This is a genomic window from Vibrio hippocampi, from assembly GCF_921292975.1.
In the GTDB taxonomy this organism is placed as follows: domain Bacteria; phylum Pseudomonadota; class Gammaproteobacteria; order Enterobacterales; family Vibrionaceae; genus Vibrio; species Vibrio hippocampi.
The window spans coordinates 706,835-733,007 of record NZ_CAKLCM010000002.1; the positions used below are offsets into that span (position 1 = coordinate 706,835).

20 protein-coding genes are annotated in these 26,173 nt (G+C 45.1%); 13 read left to right on the plus strand and 7 right to left on the minus strand.

The annotated features are described in order from the left end of the window. Positions 1-100: 100 nt before the first annotated feature. Complete coding sequence (locus L9Q39_RS05665; protein ID WP_237484135.1) at positions 101-1,291, minus strand: amino acid aminotransferase; 1,191 nt, start codon at positions 1,289-1,291, stop codon at positions 101-103. A 293-nt stretch (positions 1,292-1,584) separates the two neighbouring features. Beyond that, positions 1,585-2,985, minus strand: a complete 1,401-nt coding sequence (gene asnS, locus L9Q39_RS05670) for an asparagine--tRNA ligase (protein WP_237485512.1) — start codon at positions 2,983-2,985, stop codon at positions 1,585-1,587. 326 nt (positions 2,986-3,311) lie between these two features. Here asnS and L9Q39_RS05675 point away from each other — a divergent pair, with 326 nt between their 5' ends. Then, the gene (locus L9Q39_RS05675) at positions 3,312-3,965 is read left to right on the plus strand and encodes a hypothetical protein (RefSeq protein ID WP_237484136.1); all 654 of its coding nucleotides are present in this window, start codon (positions 3,312-3,314) and stop codon (positions 3,963-3,965) included. 4 nt (positions 3,966-3,969) lie between these two features. Beyond that, positions 3,970-5,124 carry a mannosyltransferase family protein gene (locus tag L9Q39_RS05680; protein WP_237484137.1) on the plus strand — a complete coding sequence of 385 codons (1,155 nt, stop codon included), beginning with the start codon at positions 3,970-3,972 and terminating at the stop codon, positions 5,122-5,124. A 218-nt stretch (positions 5,125-5,342) separates the two neighbouring features. Here the strand turns inward: L9Q39_RS05680 and L9Q39_RS05685 are convergent, their stop codons facing one another. Beyond that, a complete protein-coding gene (locus tag L9Q39_RS05685) occupies positions 5,343-5,927 on the minus strand; it encodes a CoA pyrophosphatase (RefSeq protein ID WP_290369125.1) in 585 nt (194 codons plus the stop codon). Between the two features lie 6 nt (positions 5,928-5,933). After that, the gene (locus L9Q39_RS05690) at positions 5,934-6,269 is read right to left on the minus strand and encodes an Hpt domain-containing protein (RefSeq protein WP_237484139.1); all 336 of its coding nucleotides are present in this window, start codon (positions 6,267-6,269) and stop codon (positions 5,934-5,936) included. A 403-nt stretch (positions 6,270-6,672) separates the two neighbouring features. On the opposite strand from L9Q39_RS05690, the gene L9Q39_RS05695 reads away from it, so the two are divergent. Next, entirely contained in the window at positions 6,673-7,566 is an 894-nt protein-coding gene (locus L9Q39_RS05695) for a sigma-70 family RNA polymerase sigma factor (protein WP_237484140.1), read from the plus strand. An 80-nt stretch (positions 7,567-7,646) separates the two neighbouring features. On the opposite strand, the gene L9Q39_RS05700 is transcribed toward L9Q39_RS05695, so the two are convergent. Further along, complete coding sequence (locus L9Q39_RS05700; RefSeq protein ID WP_237484141.1) at positions 7,647-7,985, minus strand: hypothetical protein; 339 nt, start codon at positions 7,983-7,985, stop codon at positions 7,647-7,649. Between the two features lie 695 nt (positions 7,986-8,680). On the opposite strand from L9Q39_RS05700, the gene L9Q39_RS05705 reads away from it, so the two are divergent. The 4 genes from L9Q39_RS05705 (at position 8,681) to L9Q39_RS05720 (ending at position 14,740) form a co-directional block, all read left to right on the plus strand. Further along, complete coding sequence (locus L9Q39_RS05705; protein ID WP_237484142.1) at positions 8,681-10,657, plus strand: EAL domain-containing protein; 1,977 nt, start codon at positions 8,681-8,683, stop codon at positions 10,655-10,657. A gap of 62 nt (positions 10,658-10,719) precedes the next feature. Beyond that, positions 10,720-12,177, plus strand: a complete 1,458-nt coding sequence (locus L9Q39_RS05710) for a hypothetical protein (protein WP_237484143.1) — start codon at positions 10,720-10,722, stop codon at positions 12,175-12,177. Positions 12,178-12,507: 330 nt separating this feature from the next. Continuing rightward, positions 12,508-13,047 carry a heme NO-binding domain-containing protein gene (locus L9Q39_RS05715; RefSeq protein WP_237484144.1) on the plus strand — a complete coding sequence of 180 codons (540 nt, stop codon included), beginning with the start codon at positions 12,508-12,510 and terminating at the stop codon, positions 13,045-13,047. Between the two features lie 7 nt (positions 13,048-13,054). After that, the gene (locus L9Q39_RS05720) at positions 13,055-14,740 is read left to right on the plus strand and encodes an ATP-binding protein (protein WP_237484145.1); all 1,686 of its coding nucleotides are present in this window, start codon (positions 13,055-13,057) and stop codon (positions 14,738-14,740) included. 90 nt (positions 14,741-14,830) lie between these two features. Here the strand turns inward: L9Q39_RS05720 and pabB are convergent, their stop codons facing one another. Beyond that, entirely contained in the window at positions 14,831-16,216 is a 1,386-nt protein-coding gene (gene pabB / locus L9Q39_RS05725) for an aminodeoxychorismate synthase component I (protein ID WP_237484146.1), read from the minus strand. Between the two features lie 197 nt (positions 16,217-16,413). On the opposite strand from pabB, the gene L9Q39_RS05730 reads away from it, so the two are divergent. The 4 genes from L9Q39_RS05730 (at position 16,414) to L9Q39_RS05745 (ending at position 21,053) form a co-directional block, all read left to right on the plus strand. Next, entirely contained in the window at positions 16,414-17,934 is a 1,521-nt protein-coding gene (locus L9Q39_RS05730; protein WP_237484147.1) for a fumarate hydratase, read from the plus strand. Positions 17,935-18,125: 191 nt separating this feature from the next. Next, entirely contained in the window at positions 18,126-18,311 is a 186-nt protein-coding gene (locus tag L9Q39_RS05735; protein WP_237484148.1) for a hypothetical protein, read from the plus strand. 280 nt (positions 18,312-18,591) lie between these two features. Continuing rightward, positions 18,592-20,010 carry a YcjX family GTP-binding protein gene (locus tag L9Q39_RS05740; RefSeq protein WP_237484149.1) on the plus strand — a complete coding sequence of 473 codons (1,419 nt, stop codon included), beginning with the start codon at positions 18,592-18,594 and terminating at the stop codon, positions 20,008-20,010. Then, entirely contained in the window at positions 20,007-21,053 is a 1,047-nt protein-coding gene (locus L9Q39_RS05745) for a YcjF family protein (RefSeq protein WP_237484150.1), read from the plus strand. The genes L9Q39_RS05740 and L9Q39_RS05745 overlap by 4 nt, the downstream gene beginning before the upstream one ends. 234 nt (positions 21,054-21,287) lie before the next feature. On the opposite strand, the gene L9Q39_RS05750 is transcribed toward L9Q39_RS05745, so the two are convergent. Continuing rightward, complete coding sequence (locus L9Q39_RS05750) at positions 21,288-22,658, minus strand: L-serine ammonia-lyase (RefSeq protein WP_237484151.1); 1,371 nt, start codon at positions 22,656-22,658, stop codon at positions 21,288-21,290. Positions 22,659-23,016: 358 nt separating this feature from the next. Between L9Q39_RS05750 and zwf the strand changes: the two genes are divergently transcribed. Next, positions 23,017-24,519: a glucose-6-phosphate dehydrogenase gene (gene zwf, locus L9Q39_RS05755; protein ID WP_237484152.1), complete on the plus strand. Its 1,503-nt coding sequence runs from the start codon at positions 23,017-23,019 to the stop codon at positions 24,517-24,519. A 166-nt stretch (positions 24,520-24,685) separates the two neighbouring features. Next, complete coding sequence (gene gnd, locus L9Q39_RS05760; protein ID WP_237485513.1) at positions 24,686-26,134, plus strand: decarboxylating NADP(+)-dependent phosphogluconate dehydrogenase; 1,449 nt, start codon at positions 24,686-24,688, stop codon at positions 26,132-26,134. The last annotated feature ends 39 nt before the right edge of the window (positions 26,135-26,173 follow it).

Genomic DNA, 26,173 nt, shown 5'->3' on the forward strand with positions numbered 1-26,173 from the left:
GACCTTGTAGATAACCGGAGTCATTTGAGTATATATCGAGAACCAAAAAAGGTCAGCATTTGCTGACCTTTGAATCTTATTAGCTGATATTTAAAGAAAATTAAAGTACCGCTGCGATGCCTTTACATAGAGGAGCCATGTTGGTTTTTGTCATGCCCGCCACACTGATACGACCAGAACCGACAATATAAATCGCGAAATCACGTTTTAGCTGCTCAACTTGATCTTTATTGAGACCAGAGAAAGAGAACATACCGTTTTGGCGTTCGATAAAGCTAAAGTCTGCGTCGACACCTTCTGCTTTCAGTGTCGCGACAAACAGTTCACGCATTTCTTGGATGCGGTCGCGCATTTCAGCCACTTCTTGCTCCCATTGAGCGCGAAGTTCTTCGTTATTCAAAATATAGGTCACCACTGCGGCACCATGTGCAGGTGGATTTGAATAGATTGAACGGATGATGCTTTTCACTTGTGAAAATGCCGTTGTTGCGACTTCTTCAGACTCGGCAACTAATGTAAATGCACCGACACGCTCGTTGTAAAGACCAAAGTTCTTTGAGAATGAACTCGCAACAAGCAGTTCTTTGTTGTATTTAGCGAATGTGCGTAGACCTTGAGCATCTTCCTCAACGCCTTTTGCAAAGCCTTGATAGGCAAAATCGAATAATGGAATCAGACCTTTCTCTGCCACAAGCTTAGCCAGTTGTTCCCACTCATCAGCGGTTGGATCAATACCCGTTGGGTTATGACAGCAGCCGTGCAGCAGAACGATATCGCCCGCCGCCGCTTGCTCAAGATCAGCCACCATACCAGCAAAGTCTTTGTCTTTGGTTGCTGCATCGTAGTAACGGTACTGTGCCGTTTCGATACCGGCAGCAGTAAACACACCGTTGTGGTTTGCCCACGTTGGGTTACTGATCCAAATTTTGGCTTCGCCTAGTTGACGTTTAATGAACTCACCAGCAACACGAAGTGCGCCAGTACCACCTGGAGCTTGAGCCGTTTTACCGCGCTTAGCCGTCACAACATCAGAGTCGGCACCGAACAGCAGTTTTTGTACTGCAAGACCATACTCTTGAGTACCTTCGATAGTCAGATAAGATTTGGTTTTTTCCGTCTCAAGTAGTGCCGCTTCAGCTTGTTTAACGGTAGCGAGAACCGGGGTTTCACCTTGTTCGTTTTTGTAAATACCAACACCAAGGTTGATTTTTTCTGCACGAGCGTCTTTTTTAAACTCTTCCGTTAAACCAAGGATTGGATCGGCGGGTGCGGCAACAACTTTTTCAAACATTTTCGTCATCCATGTAAATTGAGAGGGGGAATCGAGTATGTGCTACAAGCACAGCAGGTTATTTATACCTTTCGACAACAAAGGTGACAACCAGATTAGAGAAGAAATTGACAATTATTTTTGATTTAAAACAGAATAAAGGTGGTTTTGGACGGAAACGTTTGCGGTGCGTCGACCTGTTACTCGAATTGCAGTAACAATACTACAATTAATACGACACTTTATCGCCGGAAAATAAGCAAAAAAAAGGTCAGCAATCGCTGACCTTAATAGAATAACTAAGACAAACTTAATTAGAAGTTTGCGCTACGTGGCGTACGTGGGAAAGGAATGACGTCACGCACGTTACCCATTCCTGTTACGTAAGAGACTAAACGCTCAAAACCTAGACCGAAACCAGCATGTGGTACGGTGCCGTAACGGCGTAGGTCGCGATACCAGTTCATGTGCTCAGGATCGATGTTCATTGCGACCATACGCTGATCAAGAATGTCTAGACGCTCTTCACGTTGTGCACCACCAATGATTTCACCGATGCCCGGTGCTAGAACGTCCATTGCCGCTACTGTTTTACCATCGTCGTTGAGACGCATGTAGAAAGCTTTGATGTCTTTCGGGTAGTTTTTAACTATAACGGGTGCTTTGAAGTGTTCTTCAGCCAAGAAACGCTCGTGCTCAGAAGACATATCGATACCCCATTCCACAGGGAATTCGAATTCTCGACCAGAATCAAGCAGGATTTGGATGGCGTCGGTGTAGTCGACTTGTGCAAAGTCAGCGTCAACAAACTGCTCTAAACGAGTGATCGCTTGCTTGTCGATACGTTGCGCAAAAAACTCAAGATCGTCGCGGCGCTCAGCGAGAACTGCCTTGAATACGTACTTAAGCATATCTTCAGCCAGTTTTGCTACATCGTCTAGGTCAGCAAATGCGACTTCAGGCTCAACCATCCAGAATTCCGCGAGGTGGCGACTGGTGTTTGAGTTTTCAGCACGGAACGTAGGACCAAACGTGTAAACTTTGCTTAGCGCACAAGCGTAAGCTTCAGCGTTAAGCTGACCAGATACCGTTAGGAACGTTTCCTTACCGAAGAAATCTTCGTTGTAATCTACGTCGCCCTTGTCAGTGCGAGGTAGGTTTTCCATGTCGAGTGTCGAAACACGGAACATCTCGCCAGCACCTTCTGCGTCTGATGCTGTGATCAGTGGCGCAGACGTCCAGAAGAAGCCTTGCTCGTGGTAGAAGCGGTGAATCGCTTGAGACAAACAGTTGCGAACGCGCGCAACCGCACCAATCACGTTGGTACGTGGACGCAGGTGTGCCACTTCACGCAGATACTCAATAGAATGGCGAGTTTTTGCCATTGGATAAGTATCCGCATCTTCTACCCAACCGACAACTTTTACGCCAGTCGCTGCCAGTTCAAAGTCTTGACCTTTTGCTGGAGACTCAACGATGGTACCTGTAACTTCAACAGAACAACCTGTTGTCAGTTTGAGCACTTCGTCTTGGTAATTATTTAGATTATTTGGGACCACGGCCTGAATCGGGTCGAAACAAGAGCCGTCGTAGATGGCAAGGAAAGAGATCCCAGCTTTGGAATCACGACGTGAACGGATCCAGCCGCGTACAGTGACTTCACTGTCCACAGCAAGCTTACCGCTAAGTACGTCAGTTACAGGCGCGTAAGTCATGTTATTAATCTTCTCCATTAGAGGTTCATCACTAAAGATGTTTATACCGATGACATCATGTTCACCTTGGCATAAACCACCCAAATCTTAGGGTGAAATTCTTTTCAAACCGACATATTACCTGTCAAATTTCTTGGTTCAACCTTTATTATGGTTATTGCCACTAATAATCGCCGCTTGGCATCGAAAAACGCTTAATTAACCGATAGAATGGTGGATTATTGTGCGTAAAATTCTAACCAAGCATTGACAGTTCTGTCGTCAATTCGGCTTAATGTGTCAAAATGTAACTTTCATGCTTATGCTATCCATTTGGAGCCACTACTTTGTCATCACCAAATCGATCCGATACTCGTGTTTTTGGATTGCCTACCAATCTTGTTCTCACCCTGCTTATTTTACTGTCTGGTTACTACCTTTGGGTTTTGTATCTGGCGGCGACACCGAAAGTTAGCCCAGCCTACCAAACTTATTACATCAATACCGATACCCTCTACTGGGCGAAAGAGAATCATCAACTCGCGATTGGTTCGCAAGAAATTATCGATGTGACACAAAAAACGCCGTTTATCAGCCGAGAGGGCTGGGACAAGGTGGCAGAAGATAATCAAAGAGGCTTGGAAGATAAGGCGGGGCTATTTTTTAGTTTTGCTCAACCGAAAGTGGATAAAGTAAAAATCGAGCTAACATTAGCGAAAGCACAAACACAGCCTATTCCAGTTGTCGCGTTATTCGACGGTCAATCACCCGCAGAATTTACATGGCTTGACAATAAAACGTTGCAAACAGAAATCAACGTCACTTCTCATGCTAACGTTACTTCTTATGCTGATGCAATGGGTTCTGGTGAAGATAGCGCCGATGAGAACGTTATTCATCATATTCAATTTGGGTTGCAACAAAAACTGCAAGTCCGTCAGATATCCGTCACACCCATCGACCAAGAACGCACAGCCGTTCTTGTCTTGAATGAGGGGTGAACCGATGTTTTATCATCCTCAATCAGCGCCTGATAAAGCGCCATCTTTGTCGTTGACATCCTCTCAATGGTGGACGGTGATCGCTGCCGTACTGCTGAGTCGTGGTGTTTTTTATGGGTTTGGACTACTCGGTGCTCATCTTTTTAATCCAGAAGTGGTCGCGGACTTGCCTATTTGGCAGCAAATCTGCCGGTTTGACTGTGTGTGGTTTCATCGTTTAGCAGAGACTGGCTATGATGTCGCGCCTTCCTATATGTCAGGAGGCAACGCTGCAAACTGGGCATTTATGCCGGTCACTCCTTATTTGGGTAAATTGATAAGCTATGCCGTCGGTGACATTCGTCTCGGCTTGATTATTGTTTCCAACTTGGCTTTTATAGCCAGTGTTGTGGTGTTGTTGATGGCACTTAAGCAGCTAAAATTTAGCGATGGGTTGCAAAATAGTGCGATTTGGTTGATCTGTTTTTCACCCTATACCGTTTATTCTCTGTCCGGTTATTCAGAGCCTCTGTATATTGCGTTGGTGGCGGGCTTCTTTATCGCTTGTTATCGTGGCAATTGGTGGGCAGTGGCGCTGATGGGACTGTTAGCGGCGGTGACGCGTAACCTCGGAGTGATGTTGGTGTTTTCCGCACTCATCTTTGGCGTACAGTATTACGGACTCGCCAGTTTTATCCGCTTGCGTACCGAAGCCGTTCGCGTCATAACGGCTATTTGGTTGATCCCTTTAGGCTTTTTCCTCTTAATGACCTATCTCTATTTTCATGTCGGTGATGCGTTGGCGTTTGGACACATTCAAGTCGCATGGGGGAGAACCTTTACCCATCCTTTGAATTGGTTGCAATATGGTTTTGAGCGCGGTGGCGCAAAGCTCTATTTAGCGATAGTGTCTCTGCTTGGCTTAGCGTTGAATATCTACCTGTTCACGAAGAAGAAATTTGCGGAAGGCGTATTTATGCTGATTAGCCTTTGGCTACCTTTGTCGTCAGGCGTCAATGCAATGCCGCGATATATCATGGGGCTTTATCCCACTTATCTTGGGATCTTTATGCTGTTGGAGCGCTTTCCAAAGGCAAGAATGCCGGTCACCTTGCTAGGAGCCGTCGCAGGTTGTTTTATCACCATTGGTTTCTTCTCTAAGATGTTTTTCACTGTTTGATGGTGAGAGACTTTACAATGTGAAGTATGAGTTGTGTCGCGTAAGCACTAGTATCTCTAGTGCTTGTTACGCAACACTCATCGCTATTCAGTCCCTAAATTGGCAGCGGATTGTTGGATCTGTCTGATAAGCAACCCGTTGCTAAACCTTAGTGTGAGTTAAATCCTGTTGGTTCAATCGCTCTTTTTTCAAGTTCTCTTGGCTTAGGTTCTTTTGGCTTAAGCCAAATAACTTTGCAGTTGATCGATGATTTGTGCTGTCACGCCCCAGATAAAGTGCTGCTGATAAGGAATGGCAAAAACGGGGATGGATTGATGCTTGCGAATTAAGGTGTCACGAAACATATTGCTGGGGTTAGCGAGGAATGCGAGTGGAACCTCAAATAGACACTCCACCTCGTTTTCATCAATGGCTACGGTATAAGAGGGCGATACAAAGGCGATGATAGGCGTCACACTAAACCGTGACAAAGTCGCGATGGGCGGTAACGAACCTATCACCTTGATATCTGTGGATGAAATACCGACTTCTTCCTCTGTCTCTCGTAACGCGGTGTCAATGGGAGAGCGATCAAACTCTTCTACCTTACCTCCTGGAAAACTGATTTGACCAGGATGATGCTTAAGGTGTTTGGCTCGTTGAGTCAATATGACGTTCAAGCCACCATCACGAACGACCAGTCCAATTAACACACTCGCGGCTCGTGGTGTTACGCCTTGTTGTTGAAGAATGACGTCTATTTCGTTAGATGGTCTTAATGTAGGAGAATGATAAAACCTGAATAAAAATTCCTCTCTGGTCATCCGCTGTTACGCCATTGAACCTAAATAATCGCTGATTTGTTGCTTGATGGTAGCGATTTCTTTGACCACATAATCAATATCGTCGGCATTAGGTTCGCCGTTTTGTCGGGTAATTCCTTCGATTGTTTCCAACTTTTCAACCGCTTGTGCCTCTCCAAAACTCGCGAGGATACCTTTTAGTGAGTGAGCAGTGATAAACAATTCGGACCAGTCTTTGTTGTTATAAAGTTGCTGAATTTTCTCTGCACCGTCGTCATGTTCTTCAAGAAATGCCATAAAAACTGCCTCGATGATGTCGTCATCGTTATCCATATAGCTACGTAGTATATCGAAATCGATCATTCTAAATCCCTTCTTTAGATTAATGCTGATGATAGCGTGTTTTTACCTCAACCAAACAGCCACAATCGTACCAACTTCATACAGTTACACCTTAGTACAGGTGCGGCAAAATTAAAAATAAAATGCGTGGTAACAGGGTCGCGGAGAGCGACTGCAGCGTGTTTAGTAACAAATATGCAGTAATGGACTGAGTGTTTAGTTGCTTAACAAGAAAGGCTAGCTTGAGTTTTGAGATTAATAATACTTTATGTCTAAATTTATGAGAAATGGATCATTCTTTTTAACTAAACTTTGTCACATTGATTAATCCTGTCTATTCTTCAAGAAGTAAGGGAAGTATTACAAAATTGTAACAACACGCGTCAATTTGGCTAACTCGGTATCGACAATATGGAGTCTAATAATGAAAACAAGGACAGCAAGTAGTACCGAAAAACAAACCTCCTATGTAGATAGTAGTAAGGTAGAGAGTAGTAAAGACTTTTACTCTCAGTACATTAATGATGTGGTGGGCATTGATCTGCTTACGCAAGAGCAGGAATTTCACTACGCGTCGTTAGCGAGAAAAGGGGATCAGGCCGCTCGGGATGTGTTGATCGAATCTAATCTGCGTTTAGTGGTGAAGATTGCACGAGGCTATACCAAGCGAGGGTTGAGTAACCATACCATCTTGGACCTTATCGAAGAGGGTAACTTAGGTTTAATTAAAGCGATTGAAAAGTTTGACCCAGAGAAAGGCTTTCGCTTTAGTACCTACGCAGTTTGGTGGATTAAAGAGAGCATCGAGTCCTCACTGATGAATACCGGTCGTACCGTTAGACTACCTGTACATATCATTAAAGAGATCAATCGTTTATCTCGTAAGACCAATGAAATCAGTGCTGACCTCAAGCGCGCGCCATCGGTAAAAGAGATCGCAGAGCGTACTGAAAAGACTCAGAGTAACGTCAGTGAGTTAATTCATATGAGTGGTTTTATCGAGTCCAGTTCGTCAGTGGACATTACCGATAAAGTTTATCATACGCTAGAGACTTGTCGCTCTGAGGCAATACCTGAGCCTTATGAGGTATGCCATGATGAGAAACTGTACAAAAATCTTGAGCAAGTAGTGATGTCATTGCCCGACAAATACCGAGACATTGTGATTCATCGCTTTGGTTTGTTTGGTGAAAGTGTGATGACGCTCGATACACTGGGTGAGAAGTATGGCTTATCTAAAGAACGCGTCAGGCAGTTGCAGCAAGAAGGGGTCGCTAAGCTACAGTCTAAATTGCAGTTTGAAGGTTGGATAAACTAAGCATATCGATGTCTGGTTTCAGAAACTAGCGTTAATGATTTAATGATGACATGAAAACTCGTCCCTAGCTGGCGAGTTTTTTAATGCGTAATGGTTTTGTTTTGAGAGAGTTCCAGTAAGTGCTGAAGTCGAACTGTGCAATCTTTTGGCTTTAGTGTCGTTAATACACGAATATACGCGGCACGATAAATTGGGTTTTTTAATACCATCAATAAGGTGCTTTCTAGCTTTTTCAATCGTGCGACAGCGTCGTGATTGGATGTCTCAGTCGCAGGAATAAAACCAGTCTCATACCAAGCGCAAATCATTTCTCGGATCTCTATCTCTTCGACTGGGATCTCTTCAACGTTGAAAACGATTTTATCAGGCAAGCTACCGATGTACTCGGTATCAAGCTTGTGTGCGACGTATTTGTACATTGTTGTGACCTACCACAGTTGTTAATTTTTGTTGTAAACGCTAACAAAATATAAACTAGCATAACAATATCATGATTTCTAACTGAGTTTAGTGTTAGTAGAGTAAATGGTCTACTTTTCATCAGAGGCGATAATTATTAAATTCAATCTGATGCATATAAGCCATTCAGTATGATAATGGTCGGGTCAGTCTAGGATTGGTTGCGTGTAAGTAAGTAATCTACATACTGTTTTTCTAATGAATTGCCAACCCAGAGAGAGCTAACACGCTGCACTGCACAATAATAGGCGCGGTGACGAATAAGTGTGTTCAGTGTCCGGCTTAACCGTTTAAAGTTGTGAGTTTGAGTCCAAAATGTTGTCGGACTTAATTTGGTTTGCCGCAAAGGAACCAGTCCTTGTTCGTACCAACAATCAAGAATTTCACGTATCTCCATTTCCTCTTCAGGAACATCAAAGCGATTCAAGCACTGAGCCTTGGGAGGAGGGGTAACATAATGATCATCATAGACGTCGTTAACATAGACATAAGCCATAATGATTCGCTCGCTCTATCTATTAACCTTATGTGACAAGCTAGTAGTTTTACTGACCGATTCAAACTTATTTAAATGCCCTTGATTTCATAAGCGACTCTCCTAGTTTACTGAAAAACAATAATGAGTTGGCTAACAAAAGACTAGAGCGAGAATCAAATGGCGCGACCGCATCAGGCTGAAACACAAAAAGTTTTTTGGTCAGAATCTCTGGCAGACATTACCTCAGTGATTACCACAGGCGAGTTTTGGCAGCGTTATATTTCTGTGGATGAAAGGATTTCCAATATTCAGCCACCGTCAATCAAGAGCATCAATCACATCTTGTCCCAGATAAGAGATGTGCAGTTTTCTGGTGCACCATCTGCACTTCCTATCGCACTCGAAACGACAGATGGAGAACTGTTGGTCGCGAAATTCGAGATTTGCTTAATACTGGATAATGTTGTGAAAGGTAGTCTCAAACTTCTATCTCGATCTCATACTCGCATCAATCTCATCACCATGATCGAACACCTTTTGGATGATCCGGTTCGTGGCGTAATGGTGACCGATTACAATCACAATGTGTTATTTGTTAACACTGCTCTCTGTTTGAAGCATGACTTAACCGCGGCGAGTTTATTAGGCAGCAATATTACCGATATTGACCTTTTCCAGCAGGACCGCGCGCATATTGAAGCGTTTAAAAATGTGATTGCTCAGAGTCAAAAATGGCACGGCGCGATGATTACTAGCTCTTATCAGCAGCAAGCGATGCTTGAGACAGTGACAGTCAAAAAAATCGAATTGCAACAGCAAGGGTGTGTGTATCTGTATGCCTTTTTTGGTGATAGTGAAATCAAACGGCATCAAAAAGCCAAGTCATTGTATCTATCTACAGACCATGTTCTTGATGAAGCCACCTTTAGAAAAAAAGCGCGTCATCTTGCAAAGCAAGGGGGGAAGCATATCGTGATCAGTTTTCGACCTAGCTTTTACAGCGAGTTGGAACAAGAATCACGAGATAAGGTACTGAATGCTCTGAGTGCTTTTCATGACAAAAACAGTTTTGGCTATCTCGGTCGCAATACCTTTGCGGTGTTAATTCATATCCGATCTGACGATATCGAAGATCTTAAAACCATCAATACTTGCACGCTTAAGTTTTTCAAAGGGCTCAAGAAGTACTTAGATGACCATATTATCAACGATATTGAGGACGGTCAGATTGGTGTCGCCCTGTCTGGCTTTAATGCGACCAATATGGATGAGGTGATTTCTCAATCGGCGCAAGCGATGTTTTTGCACGATAAATCCAAGGCTAGGATTAACTTTTATGATGATAAGTTAGTCAGAGCCAACATCAGACGTAAACGCTTAGAGCAGTTATTGATCGATGCGTTACGTCGAAGAGCCATTGATATTAACTTTCAACCTATTGTCGATACGAAATCGAACCAGATTATCAAGTTAGAGGCGCTGTGCCGTTTTCGATTTGAGGATTTTCAATACTCGGTTCAAGAGGTGATTTATCTAGCGGAAGATTTAAAAGTCATCGCTAGGCTTGATACCATGGTGGCGGAAAGAGCGATCGAGGAGTTTCTGCAACTCATTGAAGCAACGGGTAACGATACGCTTTCGCTGTCACTAAACTGCTCCATCGCCGATGCCAAACGTGCACAGTGCCACTTGTCAGAAGTGTATGATCTCATTAATCGTTCCGCCGTTGATAATAGCAGAGTAACGATAGAGATCACCGAGAGTGCCTATTTTGAAAATAATATTAATAACTCCAACCTGATTAAAAAGATACGCTCCGCTGGGATTAAGATTGCCGTTGATGACTTCGGCACGGGCAGTTCTTCGTTCTCTTACTTTAGTGATTTTCACTTCGATGAGTTAAAAATTGATAAGAAATTCATCTCAAATATCCATCAAGTAAAGCAGAAATATTTTGCGGTCAATATGCTGCGGCAACTCTCCCATGACTTAAACATCAAAGTGGTGGCAGAGGGCGTAGAGTGTCAAAGCGAGCTTGATACCTTAAAGGAGATGAGTGTGGACTACATTCAAGGTTTTTTCTTTTATAAGCCCATGCCGGTTGAACAAATAACCCAGTTACTACAAGAGTTAGCTAATGGCTATAAGAGCTAAAGGTCAACTAACACCTTTAGTGAAATGTAGTCAGCATTAAGGTATCAGTTAAGGGACGAGTTATGGATCGGGAAGTTTCGGATAGTCAAGTATTACTAACCCAGCAAGACTTGTTAGTCGAGTTATCAAACGGACTGTTGGTGTTTAACAGTGACTACTTGATTCGACGTATACCTGAACTGAATCAGTTGATTCCAGAGCAACTCGTGATTGAAAACCAAGCTGGGGTGCTCAGAGATTTTGGGCATGGTGTTTACTTGTTGATGCCCTCTGATTCTTTTGATGGAACGGTGGAGTTTCGTTGTGTCGTTGCGGGTGTTCCCATCACGGCTTGTTGTGATTTTTATCCTTCCGGAAAAGGTGAGGTATTGTGTGTTGAACGTACCCATCTGTTGGATGCGTTGCCCAATCACTTAGGATGTTTCAGTATATTGGCAGACAACAGTTTGCTGCTCACCCATAAGCAGTTGTGGGCTCTGTTAGGATTGTCGCAATCGCAGGCGCAAGGTTTTAAAATACACAAAGTCACGGTTGCAGGAGACGAGTATCAAGCGAAGTTATCAAGGGATTTTTGCTTACTTTGTCGCCATCATCCAGTCTATACCAGTCTCACTTCGCCATTACCAAAAATGGTTAACATACAAATAGAGCTGCTAAATTGTGTGACCAAACAGCTCTATCACCACACGTTACCGCTTGATCTGAGCTTGTTCCATCATATCTTTGTGACTCCGATAGCAACGCGTCACCAAACGCAACCAAAGTACTTAAGTCAATCCGATTTATTGCGTTCCGCCGGGGAACTCTCTAGCCCGATACTATTTATTGATAGCGTTTACAGCGTAGAAAACGACGAGTTTCTTGTCGCGACGGAGAACGGCTCGTTTAAGCTACCGACTGATCGAGATCCGCACTTTATCTACAGCATTTCTGATGCCATTGATATTGTTGCATTAGGGGTAGTGATGCCATCGTTATCCTCAGTGGAACATAACAACCCCTCCTTAGCGGTGAAAAAATGGTGTGATATCAAGGTCAATAAACAAGACCTGCTAGCCAGTGCGGTAGTAGATAATACAGACCGTTTAAATTCCGTGTCCTATCAACATTGTGATTGGGTTGATGTGGTGACTGAAAGTGGCGATGAACTGACGCTCAACGCGCAAAGTAGCAGTCATGGATTAGGGAAACTGTCACTCAGTGCGAGTGAAGATAGAGTCTCTGAGGGCTATCTAAGTTTTGAGTTGGTATTTATGCCGAACTTGGTTTTTCATCGCTGTGTTCAGGAACGCAATGAGCATCAATGGCAAATCTCAACCAAAGAGATAGAAAACCTGATTGCTAAAAGAACCAAAAAGCGTATTCAACATCTCGACATTAACTGCAACACAGCCTGTGTCACCATGTCGGACGCAGAGACTTGTGCATTATGGACGACAGAATGGCTCTCGCAAGTCAGGTTGAACCTGACCTTAACGTTTGAAGATGGCAGTTTGGGTTTTTCTTCGATCAATATTTGAGTCGGGCAGCGTTACCCATCGGTTCGTTGTCGTTAATAGCTTCGTTGGCATCCATAGCTTCGTTGTCATCTATAGCTTCGTTGTCATCTATAGCTTCGTTGTCTCCATAAATTGATAGCGCTCATTGTTAACGTACCTCGTAACATATCGTCATAGTCTTAAGATTGAGATAGCGGAATAACTGGACATTGTCGTTGTGTGTTCTATTACTAACACTATGACTTTTCAGAAAGTTGTTATACCCAATTTAAGATAATAAGTGCGACCATGCTGAACAGTTTGTGATCGTATTGAACGGTCTGTGATCATGTCGAATACAGGGGAAAGCGAATGAAAGGGATCATATTCACTGAGTTTATGGAGTTGGTGGAAGATAAATTTGGACTCGAAGTCTTGGACGAAGTGCTTGAGATGTCGGGGGATGAAGGCATCTACACCGCAGTGGGCAGTTATGACCACAATGATCTGGTTAAGCTTATCGTTAACTTGAGTAAAAAGACCAAGATTGACCCAGCAACACTACAACAAGTGTTTGGTCAAACCGTGTTTAAGACGTTACTCGCGTCCATACCCGAGACAGCTAGTATCGGTCAGAGCCATTCTACCTTCCAGTTTATTCGTCATGTGGAAGACTACATTCATGTCGAGGTAAAAAAACTTTATTCCGATGCGCAGCCGCCGAAATTTTACTTTATCAGTGAAACAGAGACGGAAATGGTGATGGATTATCAAAGTGCGAGGTGTATGTCTAATGTCTGCTTGGGACTCATCGAGGGCTGTGCAACGCACTTTGGGGAAACGATCACGGTAGATATGTCCCCTCAAAGTGATGACAGCAGTTTAGTGCGTTTCCATTTAACTCTCGCCTAGCTCGCGTATGCCTGAAGGGTCAGCGTTAGAACGCAAATTAAAGCGAGAGGTCTCTGCACGAAAAGCAGCGGAGGCGCTACTTGAGCAAAAAAGCTTGGAGTTGTTTACTGCCAATCAACAGCTCGAAGTGGCATTAAAGCAGGTCGAAGAGCGCTCTCAAGACAGCTTTAAGCGTTTAGAACTGCAAGAGCGGGTGGAGAAAATACTGATTCACTTCGGTCGTACCTTCCTGCGCACCAATCCTGATGATGTGCTGGTTCTCGATCTCGTCAGGCAGTTAAACGCTATTTCCGACCAACTCGAATGTGAGATAACTCTACCCAACGATCTCCTCGCTAGCCTGACATTTGGTCATTATGGCAATAGTCAATCCATCACTGATGGGGAAGGCGAACTTAACCAGATAGCCATTGCGATTGAGGTTGAGCAGTTAGCGATAGGGACTTTAGAGGTCACGGTCTGTGACAATAGCTATGATAGTGAATTTGTGACCAGTCAAATGTCGCTGGTTTGTGAGTTGATATCCAGCGCACTGAGTCGTCAGATGATGAACAAGCGGTTGATTGCCTCAAAAGAGCGCGCGGAAGCCTCGGAGCGTTCTACTCGTGAATTTCTTGCCATGATTAATCACGAGCTACGCACGCCACTTAATGGCTTGCTCGGCAGTGTCGAATTACTGGCGGATACCGATCTAAGCGAACCACAAAAAGACCTACACCACAATTTGAGCCAGTCCGGGCAGTTATTGCGGGCTATCATCAACGACCTGCTTGATTACAGTAAAATTAATGCTGGTATGTTAGAGCTGATCAAAAGTGAATTTGCTTGGAGTACGTTAGAGAAAACCCTGCGCAGTATTTTTGAGTACAAAGCGGATGAAAAACAGATTGGCTTTAATATCAATGCATCATGCTTGGAAGGCATGGTGATACATGCTGACTTAGAGCGTTTGACGCAAGTATTCGTTAACCTAATCGGCAATGCCATTAAGTTCACCCACCACGGACAAGTCGATGTCAATATTCAGCTCGAGCAACAACAATTTGTTTTTGAGGTCAAAGATACTGGTATCGGTATCAGTGAACAGGCACAAGAGCGGCTATTTCAGCCCTTTATCCAAGTTGATCGCTCAAGCTCAAGAAACTACGAAGGCACAGGTTTAGGGCTAGCGATATGCAAAAAGCTCATTGAGGTGATGGGGGGCGAGATACAACTCAGCAGTGAACTGGGTGTCGGTACTCGTTTTGAGGTTCGACTGCCTCTGCCGGTGAAGAAGATCCAACAGAGTGTGCAGCATGCAACTCAGCATGATGAAGAGTCGACCGACTACTCCATGCTTGATGTGTTAGTCGTGGATGACATTAAACTCAATCAAGTCATTATCACCAAAATGCTGCACAAGCTAGGCATCACGGCCGACCTTGCTGTGAATGGTTTAGAAGCGGTACAACATGCCAGCGCGAAGCAATATGACATCATCTTTATGGATTGTCGTATGCCAGTGATGGACGGTTTTGAGGCGACTAAACAACTGCGTGATGCCAACTATAGTCAACCTATAGTTGCGTTAACGGCGGGGACGACATTGGAAGAGCGTCAAACTTGTTTTGATGTCGGCATGGATGACATTTTATCCAAACCTTATACCGCTAATGATCTGAAACAGACGCTATCTAAGTGGGGGCTGAGATGATTTCGAGACTGAGATAGCATCGAGACCGAGTTAGTACCGAGACTGAGATAGTACCGAGACTGAGATAGTCGTCTGTTATTCAACGGTGATTCACACTGACTCGTTTTGTAGCACAGGCAGTATTTTTGATAGCTTATCGAAGGTTTCTTGGTACTCAGATTCCCATTGACTATCCGCGACGATACCGCCGCCCGCCCAAGCATAAAGTTTGCCTTGTTTGGCCAGTAACGTACGAATGGTGATACTGGTATCCATTTTTCCGTGGGCACTGATATAACCGATGCTGCCGCAATAGACACTGCGTCGGTTTGGTTCTAACTCTTCAATGATTTCCATGGCTCTTACCTTAGGCGCGCCAGTAATCGATCCTCCAGGAAAACAGGCACGCAACAAATCACAAGCACGGTATTGTTTGTCCAACTCTCCAACCACAGTGCTCACTAAGTGATGGACCGCAGAAAAGCTCTCGATTTCAAATAGCTTAGGAACTTGCACACTACCCGGTTTGGATACGCGACCAATATCGTTCCGCAGTAAGTCAACGATCATCAAATTCTCCGCCTGATCCTTACTTGCTGACGCCAGTTCAGCGGCGTTGGCTTGATCTTCCTCAGACGTTTGACCGCGGGGGCGTGTGCCTTTGATTGGCTTAGTTTCTATCTTGTGTTGATCAAGCTGTAAAAAGCGCTCAGGAGAGACACTTAAAATAGCGCTATCATCGGTACGAATGAAAGCACTAAATGGCGCGTTATTGGCGCGATCCAATCGCTGATAGGCTTGCCACTCGCTGCCCTGATATTGAGCATGAAAGCGTTGTGCTAGATTGATTTGGTAGCAATCGCCAGATTGTAGATAGCGATGAACCGAGGCTATTTTGTCCGAATAACGGGTTTTATCCATATTGGATTGCCAAGGGGATTGTAAACAAAATTCCCCATCTTTCTCGGCGTGAGACTGCGTCAGCCAAGCTAAAAATTGTTGTGCTTGTTCAATCGTTGGGGCAACGACAACCGCTTGCTGTTGTTGATGATCCACCATTAAGGCACAACGATAAATTCCGACAGACATATCGGCAGTTTGTGTGTCATTACTGGCTAAGGTCGGAATCGTTTCGACACGACGACCAAGATCGTAAGCAAAATAACCCAGTGCGCCACCGACAAATGGCCAAGGTGTGTCAACTTGACCTTCACCTATCTCGATTTGAATCAAAGACTGTAATAGTTGGAACGGATCGCGGTTGGTTTGCTGCTGTTGACCCTGACTGGTGTAGTGTGATGATTCACCGCGAGTGACAACCGTCGCGCAGGGTTGGGCGACGAGGATATCGAAGCGACTGTTTTCATGCTGGTGACCAGAGGAGTTGAGCAGCATCGACCACGGCAGATGTTGAATCAATGCGAAATAGTCTTTGGCTAGTTCTGGAGAGTAGTCCAAGGACAGAAATTGACAAGAAAGTGGTTGTTTGTTGTTCATTTGCTTAATTTGTGACAAAAGCGTTATCAGATAGATGGCGCATAGAGAAAAGCAAGAGTATCATATTTTTACAGCAAAAAGTCGTCCATTTATCCTTATGTTTACTGGGGTTTCGCCCAAGTTTCTGGTTAGCACGAGGTCTAGGGTGAATGAAAACGGCGCACAATTAGGAAGTAATGATAATAAAGAGGTATTCAATGGCGATTATAAAAAAGCAGGATGTGATTAGTAGTGTGGCGGATGCATTACAGTACATCTCTTACTATCATCCACTCGATTTTATTCAGGCCCTAGATCAAGCGTATCAAAGAGAACAGAGCCAAGCGGCAAAAGATGCCATGGCGCAAATTTTGATTAACTCCCGCATGGCGGCTGAAGGTCATCGTCCAATTTGTCAAGATACGGGGATTGTGACCTGTTTCGTTAACATAGGCATGAATGTTCAATGGGACAGCGACTTGACGGTTCAAGAAATGGTGGATGAAGGGGTTCGACAGGCTTACAACAACCCAGATAATCCACTGCGTGCGTCGGTACTTAAGGACCCGGCAGGCAAACGCATCAATACCAAAGACAATACGCCAGCCGTTGTGCATATCAATATGGTGCCGGGCGACAAAGTCGAGATTCAAATCGCGGCTAAAGGCGGAGGTTCGGAAAACAAGACCAAGATGGTGATGCTTAATCCATCTGACGATATAGCCGCATGGGTAGAAAAAACGTTGCCAACGATGGGCGCGGGTTGGTGTCCACCGGGCATGCTCGGTATCGGCATTGGTGGCACCGCAGAGAAAGCCGCCGTGCTGGCGAAAGAGTCTCTGATGGAGCATATCGACATTCAAGAATTGATCGAACGCGGTCCAGAAAATGCCGAAGAAGAGTTGCGCCTTGATATCTTCAACCGTGTTAATCGACTGGGTATCGGTGCGCAGGGTCTTGGCGGTTTAACTACCGTAGTAGACGTCAAGATCAAGACCGCGCCAACCCATGCCGCTTCGAAACCGGTTTGTATGATCCCCAATTGCGCGGCTACTCGCCACGTTCATTTTACCTTGGATGGCAGCGGACCTGCGGAACTCACGCCACCTAAATTGGAAGATTGGCCTGACATTACTTGGGAAGCGGGTGATAACACTCGCCGAGTCAACCTTGACCAAGTCACGAAGGAAGATGTACAGCAATGGAAAACCGGTGAAACCATACTGCTGAGCGGAAAAATACTCACTGGTCGTGATGCCGCACACAAGCGTATCCAAGGCATGTTGGAAAGCGGTGAAGGGCTACCGGAAGGCGTCGACTTTAAGGGTAAGTTTATCTATTACGTTGGACCCGTTGATGCTGTCGGTGATGAGGTCGTCGGTCCTGCCGGTCCAACAACGTCAACTCGTATGGATAAGTTTACCGATATGATGCTTGAGCAGACGGGTTTAACTGGCATGATAGGAAAAGCAGAGCGTGGTGACGCCGCGATTGAGTCTATCAAACAACACAAAGCGGTTTATCTTATGGCGGTCGGCGGTGCCGCGTATTTGGTTGCTAAGGCAATCAAAAAAGCGTGTGTTGTCGCGTTCGAAGATTTAGGTATGGAAGCCATTTATGAGTTTGAAGTGGAAGATATGCCGGTATCGGTGGCGGTGGATTCTTCGGGAGCCAACGCTCACCAAATTGGACCTGATACTTGGAAAGTGAAAATAGCTGAAGCAGAAGGCAATCTGTAGCCCGAGTTTTAATAACTCGATAATCATGGTTCAATAATTGATAGCCCGATAAAAAAAGTGAATCTGGTGCAGCATAGACCCAAATGACCTCTCAATCCCGCAGTTTGAGGTAACTTGGGTACATTCACTTTTTTTGTCTATAATTCAGACATATACTCAAGCGTATCAATTTAATCAAAGGAGAGTGTTGGATGCCTCGGTTTATTCAGATTCTACAACTTATCGTACTTGGTGTGGTCGGCTTCTTTGTCGGTTATGATCTTATCCTGCACGGGGTCAGTATTTTCCATGAAAAATACGTCACAATGGCGTGTATATTAACTGCGCTGCTTGAGATTGCACTGTTCGTTATTTATAAGCTAATCGAGGATGATTAACGCCTTTATCTAAAAGGCAGTGTGTTGTCACAAAGCACTTAATCTCCTACAGGCGGTGGACGAGTTATTACGATAATTTATCCACCGTTTCAACGTTTACTATTCTGTTTCAAATCCTATTGTTGGCCTCCTTACCGTGCTGGACTATACGTGACACCGAACACTTAACACCTAACGGGTGATTTTCATCATGCTTAATTGCAGGGTGTTCATGTTAGATTAATCTTGCTTTGCGCATAGTGTGCAGCCTAAATATCAATCTTATTGTCGGAGCTTTTACATGAGTCGAATTGGCCAAGAAGTGTCAGAGTTATTACACAGAAGTATGGACTCTCATGTTCGTGTCGCGGTGACTGGTTTGTCTCGAGCCGGTAAAACGGCGTTTATCTCCTCGCTGGTGAACCAACTTTTGCACTCATCGACCCATGATAATCTGCCATTACTTGAATGTGCTCGTGACAACCGATTAGTCGGCGCGAAACGCGTTCCTCAAGAAGATCTTCTGGTGGCTCGCTTTGCCTATGATGAAGCGATGCAGCAGTTACACGCCGAGCCACCTCAGTGGCCTGTGCCAACAAGAGATGTTAGCGAAATACGTTTAGCGATAAAATTTCAATCGCAGAAAGGCGCTAAGCGACTGCTAAAACGTACCTCGACACTCTATCTTGATGTGATCGATTATCCGGGGGAATGGTTATTAGACTTGCCTCTGCTGGATATGACGTTCGAGCAATGGAGTGAACAGCAACTCAGCCAACTTACCGGTGTTCGTCAACAGTTAGCGGCCACTTGGCTGGCAACGATGGAAACGTTTGACGCCACACTTGCGGCGGATGAAAAACAGATTGCCGATATTGCTGCCCAGTTCACCGACTATCTTCATCAATGTAAAGACGCGGGACTGCACTGGGTGCAACCCGGACGGTTTGTTTTACCTGGCGATTTAGAAGGTGCGCCAGTCTTGCAGTTTTTCCCCTGTACTGCGCCTGAAGGGCAACTGGATCAACGTAAGTCATATAAACATAAACCTGATAAACATAAGCCCAATAAACATAGCAGCTATGCCATGCTGAAACATCGCTATCAAGAGTACCAAAACAAGGTGGTGAAACAGTTCTATCGCAAATATTTCTCAACGTTTGATCGCCAGATTGTGTTAGTGGATTGCTTACAGCCGCTCATGGCTGGCAGCGAGTCATTTCATGATATGAAAAATGCGCTGCAACAGATCATGAAAAGCTTTCGCTACGGCAACAACAATTTGCTTAGACGACTGTTTTCATCGCGCATTGATAAAGTGTTATTTGCTGCGACCAAATCGGATCATGTCACGCCCGATCAACATGCTAATTTGGTCAGTTTACTGCAACAAATGGTCCATCCAACATGGCAAGAAGCAGCGTTTGAGAATATTGAAATGAACTGTATGAGTATCGCCTCTATTCAAGCAACGCAAGCAGGTTTCATTACTAAAGGGAGCGATAATATTCCTGCGCTTAGAGGTGTGACGCTACAAGGTGAACCGATGACGCTCTATCCGGGCGATGTGCCAGAGCGACTGCCTAAGCCGGATTATTGGCAACATAATCGGTTTGAATTCACCGCGTTTCGACCTTTAGAGTCGGCAATGGATGAGCCGTGTCCACATACGAGAATGGATAAAGTGCTGCAATATTTGCTGGGAGATAAATTACGATGAGCGATTTAAAAGGGCGTCAAGTTTTTCAACACCATGAAACATCAACGGAAGCGGAACTGACTAGCCAACGACTGTTTGAAAAACAAGCGCTTGAACAGCAAGTATTTGATCAAAAAGAGCAGTTTGTGCCTCAGGTAGAGACTCCAGAGATCGAAAACGATGAGCCAGAATTGGAGCAGACTTTTAAGGGCAGCAATAAAAAGGGGTGGTTAGCCACTGGCTTGATTGCGAGCTTTGCCGGTCTTGTCGGTTGGCAAGCGATTGATTCTGTTATCACGGCAGTCACTCAGTCAGATTGGCTCACTCTGGGTTGGTCGGCGTTTATTGCCGCAATTGCGAGTCTTGGCATCGGTGCTATCGGCAAAGAAATGCTGACACTGCGACGTCTGAAACGTCACTTTTCCGTCCAAGAGCAGGCGGAGCAGATCATCGACGATAATGGTGTCGGCAAAGGGGAGAGTTTCTGTGTGGATTTGGCGCAGCAAGGCGCGATTAAGCCGGAAAACCCCGCCTATGACCGCTGGAAAAACAGCGTGCAAAGTGTCCACAGCGACGCAGAAATTTTGGATATGTACCAATCCATGGTGCTGTCTCAACAAGATAAGCAGGCATTAAAAGTGGTGTCACGTTTATCCGGAGAGGCGGCAATATTGGTTGCACTTAGCCCATTGGCGATTGCCGATATGCTGCTTATTGCTTGGCGAAATTTTAAGATGATCGACAAAATCTCCCAAGTTTATGGGGTTGAGTTGAGCTACTGGTCGAGACTGAAGTTATTTAAGCTGGTGCTGATTAACATTGCGTTAGCGGGTGCCAGTGAATTGGCGATAGAGACGGGTGCCGATCTTTTGTCGATGAATTTGACCGAAAAGTTATCTACTCGAGCGGGGCAAGGTCTTGGCGTTGCGTTAGTGACGGCGAGATTGGGGCTAAAGACCATGAGCCTGATGCGTCCTATCCCTTTTAGTGATGATAACAAGCCAAAGCTGAGCGCAATTCGCAAGCAAGTGATTGACGATATGAAACTTCGCCTATCAAAGTAGTGTTCGAAGCGCTCGTTTCAGAAAGCTCAGTAGCTAATGTGCAGTAATCAATTCGCAGTAACCTGTTCGCAGTAAACATAAACAGTTCGCAGTAACCAGTTCGTAGTAACCAATGATAAAAAGGTCGAGCGTGAATTCAAATTCAAACTCGACCTTTTTTTGTCTCGCTCATGCAAGCTCAAGCAGCACTTACTGACTTGTACGCCGCATTGTCGTTAACTTCATATCAGCCGATTACTCGCATGGTGGCGCTAAATGAATCAGTGCCAATCCGCCTTGCGAGGTCTCACGGTATTTTTTGTTCATGTCTTTACCCGTCTGATACATGGTATCAATGACCTTATCAAGAGAGATAAGACACTTGCTGGTGCGTTTTAGCGCCATGCGTGAGGCATTAATTGCTTTCATTGCGCCCATCGCATTACGCTCGATACAGGGTACTTGTACTAAACCGCCAATCGGGTCACAAGTCATCCCAAGTGAGTGCTCCATTGCGATCTCTGCGGCAATGCATATCTGTTCATTACTTCCGCCGCGCAGTGCCGTGAGACCTGCTGCGGCCATTGAAGAGGAAACGCCAATTTCGCCTTGGCAGCCCACTTCAGCGCCAGAAATAGAGGCGTTAGTCTTGTACAAAATACCGATAGCGCCGGATACTGCTAGGAAGTCTTTCAGCTGTTTAGTATCTAGCGGCTTGATGAACTTATGGTAGTACATCAATACCGCTGGAATCACACCTGCTGCGCCGTTGGTCGGTGATGTGACCACTTGACCGCCCGCGGCATTCTCTTCACTAACGGCAAAAGCAAACAGGTTGATCCAATCCATGATTTCCATCGGGTCGTTTTCAATCGCGGCATTGGCTTCGAGTTTTTTCAGTAGGTTAGGGGCGCGACGTGTTACTTTCAGACCACCTTCCAATATGCCTTCGGTTTCAAATCCACGCTGCATACAACGGGTCATGACTTTCCAGATTTGGTCCACCTTGCTATCGATCATATTGAGAGATTGGAAAGCAGTCTCGTTGCGAATAACCATTCCGCCAAGACTCATACCATGAGTTTCGGCTTGTTCAAGCATCTCATCGGCGGAGCAAAAAGGAAACTCAACCTGAACTGGCGGCTCTTCCTTACCGTGTTTCAACTCATTTTCAGTCGCGATAAATCCGCCACCGATTGAGTAATAGGTTTCGAACTCAAGAATGTCATCGTTCACATCAAACGCGGTTAACGTCATGCCATTTTCGTGCAGGGGCAGATTGTCTGCATGAAAACGCAGATCCCTTTGATAATCGAATGCAATATTGTGCTTGCCTGCCAACAGCAATGCGCCACTTTCTATCGCGTGAAGCATCCCTTTATTGGCACTGCGAATCTTTATCGTATCAGGCTCATGACCCAAAAGACCGAGTAGGGTGGCTCTATCCGTGTGGTGACCGATGCCTGTCAGCGATAGCGAACCGTATAAATCGATCTGCACCCGGTGCACTTGGTTAAGTTTGTCGATAAGTTTTTGAGCAAACTGAAAACCTGCGATCATTGGACCATTAGTGTGAGAACTGGATGGACCAACGCCAATTTTATAGATTTCGAAAATGGAAAGCATGTTCACCTTCTTTGCCGATCCCACTGCGGGATATAGCGATATTGCCGTGAAAATTATGTCGCGGATTCTAGCCTGAAAATCAACATAATGTCTTATATTTTTATTGCTAAATATGATGACTGACTAATCTAAAGCTTTCAGCTGGAATCATCGACTTTTGTAGTTCTAGCACGCAGAAATATTTAGTATCATTGTTTGGCTAACATGGATTCAGGTTGGGTAGGATTTGCGCTCAAACCTTGCGCCAACTAAGAGTCAGACTATCTTAATTATAGCCAAAACTTATTTTCAATTTACTGAGTGCGCTGTTAACATGGCGTCCGCTTTATACAACCGCTTAATTCTCAAAGGAAAAGAGATGGTAATACCTGAAAATAGTAGCATCGTGATATTTGGTGCTTCCGGGGATCTGACCTATCGCAAGCTTATCCCTGCGCTTTACCATTTATATGCCAGTCAACAGCTGCCAAAATCATTCGCCATTCTTGGTGTCAGCCGTACTCAGTACAGTGATGAGTCGTATCGTGAAAAACTGAAGAAATCGCTGGTGGAGATGGAAAAAACGGAACCGGAAATTCTGGAAGCGTTTTGTAATCATCTACACTATCAAGCCATTGATACCTCCGATACTCAAGATTATGCCAAACTGGCGACTCGCCTTGATGAGATGGCGACGCAATATCAGTTTGAACAGCGCAATACTCTGTTCTACCTTGCTACTCCTCCGAGTCTTTATAGTGTGATTCCAGCAAGCCTTGCTGCGCACGGAATGAACCAAGAGCACGATGGCTGGAAACGCCTTATCGTAGAGAAGCCATTCGGCTATGATCTTGCTTCTGCTCGCCAGTTGGATAAAGAGATCCATGAGCACTTCCAAGAGCATCAGATTTATCGTATCGACCACTACCTCGGTAAAGAAACGGTTCAAAATCTGCTGGTTTTGCGTTTCTCAAATGCCATGTTTGAACCGCTATGGAACAACAAGTATGTGGATTACGTTGAAATCACCGGCGCAGAGTTTTTAGGCGTTGAAGAGCGTGGCGGTTACTATGACGGCTCGGGTGCGGTTCGCGATATGTTCCAAAACCACCTGCTGCAAGTTCTCGCTATGGTCGGTATGGAATCGCCAGCCCAGATCAATGCTGATGCCATTCGTAATGAAGTGGTGAAAGTGTTGCAGTGTTTGCGTCCATTATCAGACGAAGACCTACGCAATAATTTAGTGTTGGGTCAGTACACCGAGTCTAACGTGCGTGGTCAATTCCTACCCAGTTATCGTGATGAGCAGGGCGTCGATCCAGATTCTCGAACCGAGACTTACGTCGGCTTGAAAATGTTTATCGATAACTGGCGTTGGAACGGTGTGCCTTTCTATGTGCGTACTGGTAAGCGATTGCCAACTCGCGTGACGGAAGTGGTCATTCACTTTAAGAAAACGCCACATCCCGTATTCGGTCAAGATGCGCCTGAGAATAAGCTGATCATCAGGATTCAACCGGATGAAGGTATCCAGTTGAGCTTTGGTCTTAAAGAGCCAGGTGCTGGCTTCAACGCCAAAGAAGTGAAAATGAACTTCCATTACACGTCTTTGCAAGAGACTCAAATGCTCACCGCTTATGAGCGCTTACTATTGGATGCGCTGAATGGCGATGCAACATTGTTTGCGCGTACCGATGCGGTAGAGGCCTGTTGGCAATTTGTTCAGCCTATTTTAGATTACAAACAAGATCCAAGATCGCTGTTTGGTTATGCCTGTGGTACTTGGGGACCGAAAGAGTCGGATCACCTGCTTGAGCGTGGTGGTCGAGAGTGGCGATTCCCATGTAAAAACCTAACCGATACAGATTACTGTGAACTGTAATTGTAATCAGTTTTAATTCAAGCCTAGTGCAGGTGTGTGGCTTTATGTCATTATCCTGCAAGGCAAAAACAAATTTAAGTTTGTTGATTCAAATGCAGAAATAAGTGCAGAGATGGCAAACAGAAGTCAAGCAGCAAGATATGTTGCCGATGAAATGGAGAAAACAATGAAAGGTGATATTGGTGTAATTGGTTTGGCGGTAATGGGCCAAAACCTGATCCTAAATATGAACGACCACGGCTTTAAGGTTGTTGCTCATAACCGCACTGCGGCCAAAGTGGATGAATTCCTTGAAGGTCCAGCAAAAGGCACTAACATTATCGGCGCATACTCACTTGAAGAGTTGGTTGAGAAACTAGAAGCGCCACGTAAAGTGATGCTGATGGTACGTGCCGGTGCAGTGGTTGATACCTTTATCGAAAACCTAGTTCCGCTTTTAGATGAGGGTGACATCATCATCGATGGTGGTAACACTAACTATCCTGACACTAACCGCCGTGTTGCTGCGCTTAAAGAGAAAGGCATCCATTTCATTGGAGCGGGTGTTTCTGGTGGTGAAGAGGGCGCACGTTTTGGTCCATCCATTATGCCGGGTGGCGCGGCAGAAGCTTGGGAAGCAGTGAAGCCGATCTTCCAAGGTATCTCTGCAAAAACTGACGCAGGTGAACCTTGCTGTGATTGGGTTGGCAACGACGGCGCAGGTCACTTTGTGAAAATGGTTCACAACGGCATCGAATATGGTGACATGCAACTGATCACTGAAGCGTATCAGTTTATGAAAGACGGTCTTGGTATGTCTGCTGATGAAATGCAGCAAGTCTTTGCACAGTGGAACACCACAGAACTTGATAGCTATCTAGTGGAAATTACCGCAGATATTCTGGGCTATAAAGACGAAGAGGGTGAGCCTCTTGTTGAGAAGATCCTCGATACTGCCGGTCAAAAAGGAACGGGTAAGTGGACGGGTATTAACGCGCTAGATTTGGGTATCCCACTGACGCTTATCTCTGAATCGGTATTCTCTCGTTGTTTGTCTGCGCTTAAAGAGCAGCGTGTTGAAGCACAAAGCCTATTTGGCAAGACGATCACGCCAGTTGAAGGTGACAAGCAAGAGTGGATCGACGCATTACGCCAAGCACTACTTGCGTCTAAGATCATCTCTTACGCTCAAGGCTTTATGTTAATGCGTGAAGCTTCAAACGAAAACGGCTGGGATCTTAACTATGGTAACGTTGCGCTGATGTGGCGTGGTGGTTGTATCATTCGCTCTGCATTCCTTGGCAACATCCGTGATGCATTCGAGAAAGATCCAGAGTTGGCTTTCCTTGGTTCAGATAAGTACTTCAAAGATATCCTAACCACTAGCCTAGCAGCATGGCGTAAAGTGGCTGCTAAGTCTCTAGAGACTGGTATCCCAATGCCTTGTACGACTTCTGCGCTGACTTTCCTTGATGGTTATACAACGGCACGTCTGCCAGCTAACCTGCTGCAAGCTCAGCGTGACTACTTTGGTGCTCACACCTATGAGCGCGTTGACCGTCCACGTGGTGAATTCTTCCACACTAACTGGACTGGTACAGGCGGCGACACGGCATCAACCACTTACGATGTTTAATCGCAGTTGATTGACTCAATGAACAAAGGAGAGCCGTTG

Bases quoted from the DNA above. Each gene is read 5' to 3' on its own strand.
- L9Q39_RS05700 (WP_237484141.1), bottom strand. From the start codon at position 7,985: ATGTACAAATACGTCGCACACAAGCTTGATACCGAGTACATCGGTAGC.
- L9Q39_RS05665 (WP_237484135.1), bottom strand. From the start codon at position 1,291: ATGTTTGAAAAAGTTGTTGCCGCACCCGCCGATCCAATCCTTGGTTTA.
- asnS (WP_237485512.1), bottom strand. From the start codon at position 2,985: ATGACTTACGCGCCTGTAACTGACGTACTTAGCGGTAAGCTTGCTGTG.
- L9Q39_RS05705 (WP_237484142.1), top strand. From the start codon at position 8,681: ATGGCGCGACCGCATCAGGCTGAAACACAAAAAGTTTTTTGGTCAGAA.
- L9Q39_RS05710 (WP_237484143.1), top strand. From the start codon at position 10,720: ATGGATCGGGAAGTTTCGGATAGTCAAGTATTACTAACCCAGCAAGAC.
- L9Q39_RS05685 (WP_290369125.1), bottom strand. From the start codon at position 5,927: ATGACCAGAGAGGAATTTTTATTCAGGTTTTATCATTCTCCTACATTA.
- L9Q39_RS05740 (WP_237484149.1), top strand. From the start codon at position 18,592: ATGAGTCGAATTGGCCAAGAAGTGTCAGAGTTATTACACAGAAGTATG.
- L9Q39_RS05680 (WP_237484137.1), top strand. From the start codon at position 3,970: ATGTTTTATCATCCTCAATCAGCGCCTGATAAAGCGCCATCTTTGTCG.
- pabB (WP_237484146.1), bottom strand. From the start codon at position 16,216: ATGAACAACAAACAACCACTTTCTTGTCAATTTCTGTCCTTGGACTAC.
- L9Q39_RS05720 (WP_237484145.1), top strand. From the start codon at position 13,055: ATGCCTGAAGGGTCAGCGTTAGAACGCAAATTAAAGCGAGAGGTCTCT.
- gnd (WP_237485513.1), top strand. From the start codon at position 24,686: ATGAAAGGTGATATTGGTGTAATTGGTTTGGCGGTAATGGGCCAAAAC.
- L9Q39_RS05730 (WP_237484147.1), top strand. From the start codon at position 16,414: ATGGCGATTATAAAAAAGCAGGATGTGATTAGTAGTGTGGCGGATGCA.
- L9Q39_RS05735 (WP_237484148.1), top strand. From the start codon at position 18,126: ATGCCTCGGTTTATTCAGATTCTACAACTTATCGTACTTGGTGTGGTC.
- L9Q39_RS05690 (WP_237484139.1), bottom strand. From the start codon at position 6,269: ATGATCGATTTCGATATACTACGTAGCTATATGGATAACGATGACGAC.
- L9Q39_RS05750 (WP_237484151.1), bottom strand. From the start codon at position 22,658: ATGCTTTCCATTTTCGAAATCTATAAAATTGGCGTTGGTCCATCCAGT.
- L9Q39_RS05715 (WP_237484144.1), top strand. From the start codon at position 12,508: ATGAAAGGGATCATATTCACTGAGTTTATGGAGTTGGTGGAAGATAAA.
- L9Q39_RS05695 (WP_237484140.1), top strand. From the start codon at position 6,673: ATGAAAACAAGGACAGCAAGTAGTACCGAAAAACAAACCTCCTATGTA.
- zwf (WP_237484152.1), top strand. From the start codon at position 23,017: ATGGTAATACCTGAAAATAGTAGCATCGTGATATTTGGTGCTTCCGGG.
- L9Q39_RS05745 (WP_237484150.1), top strand. From the start codon at position 20,007: ATGAGCGATTTAAAAGGGCGTCAAGTTTTTCAACACCATGAAACATCA.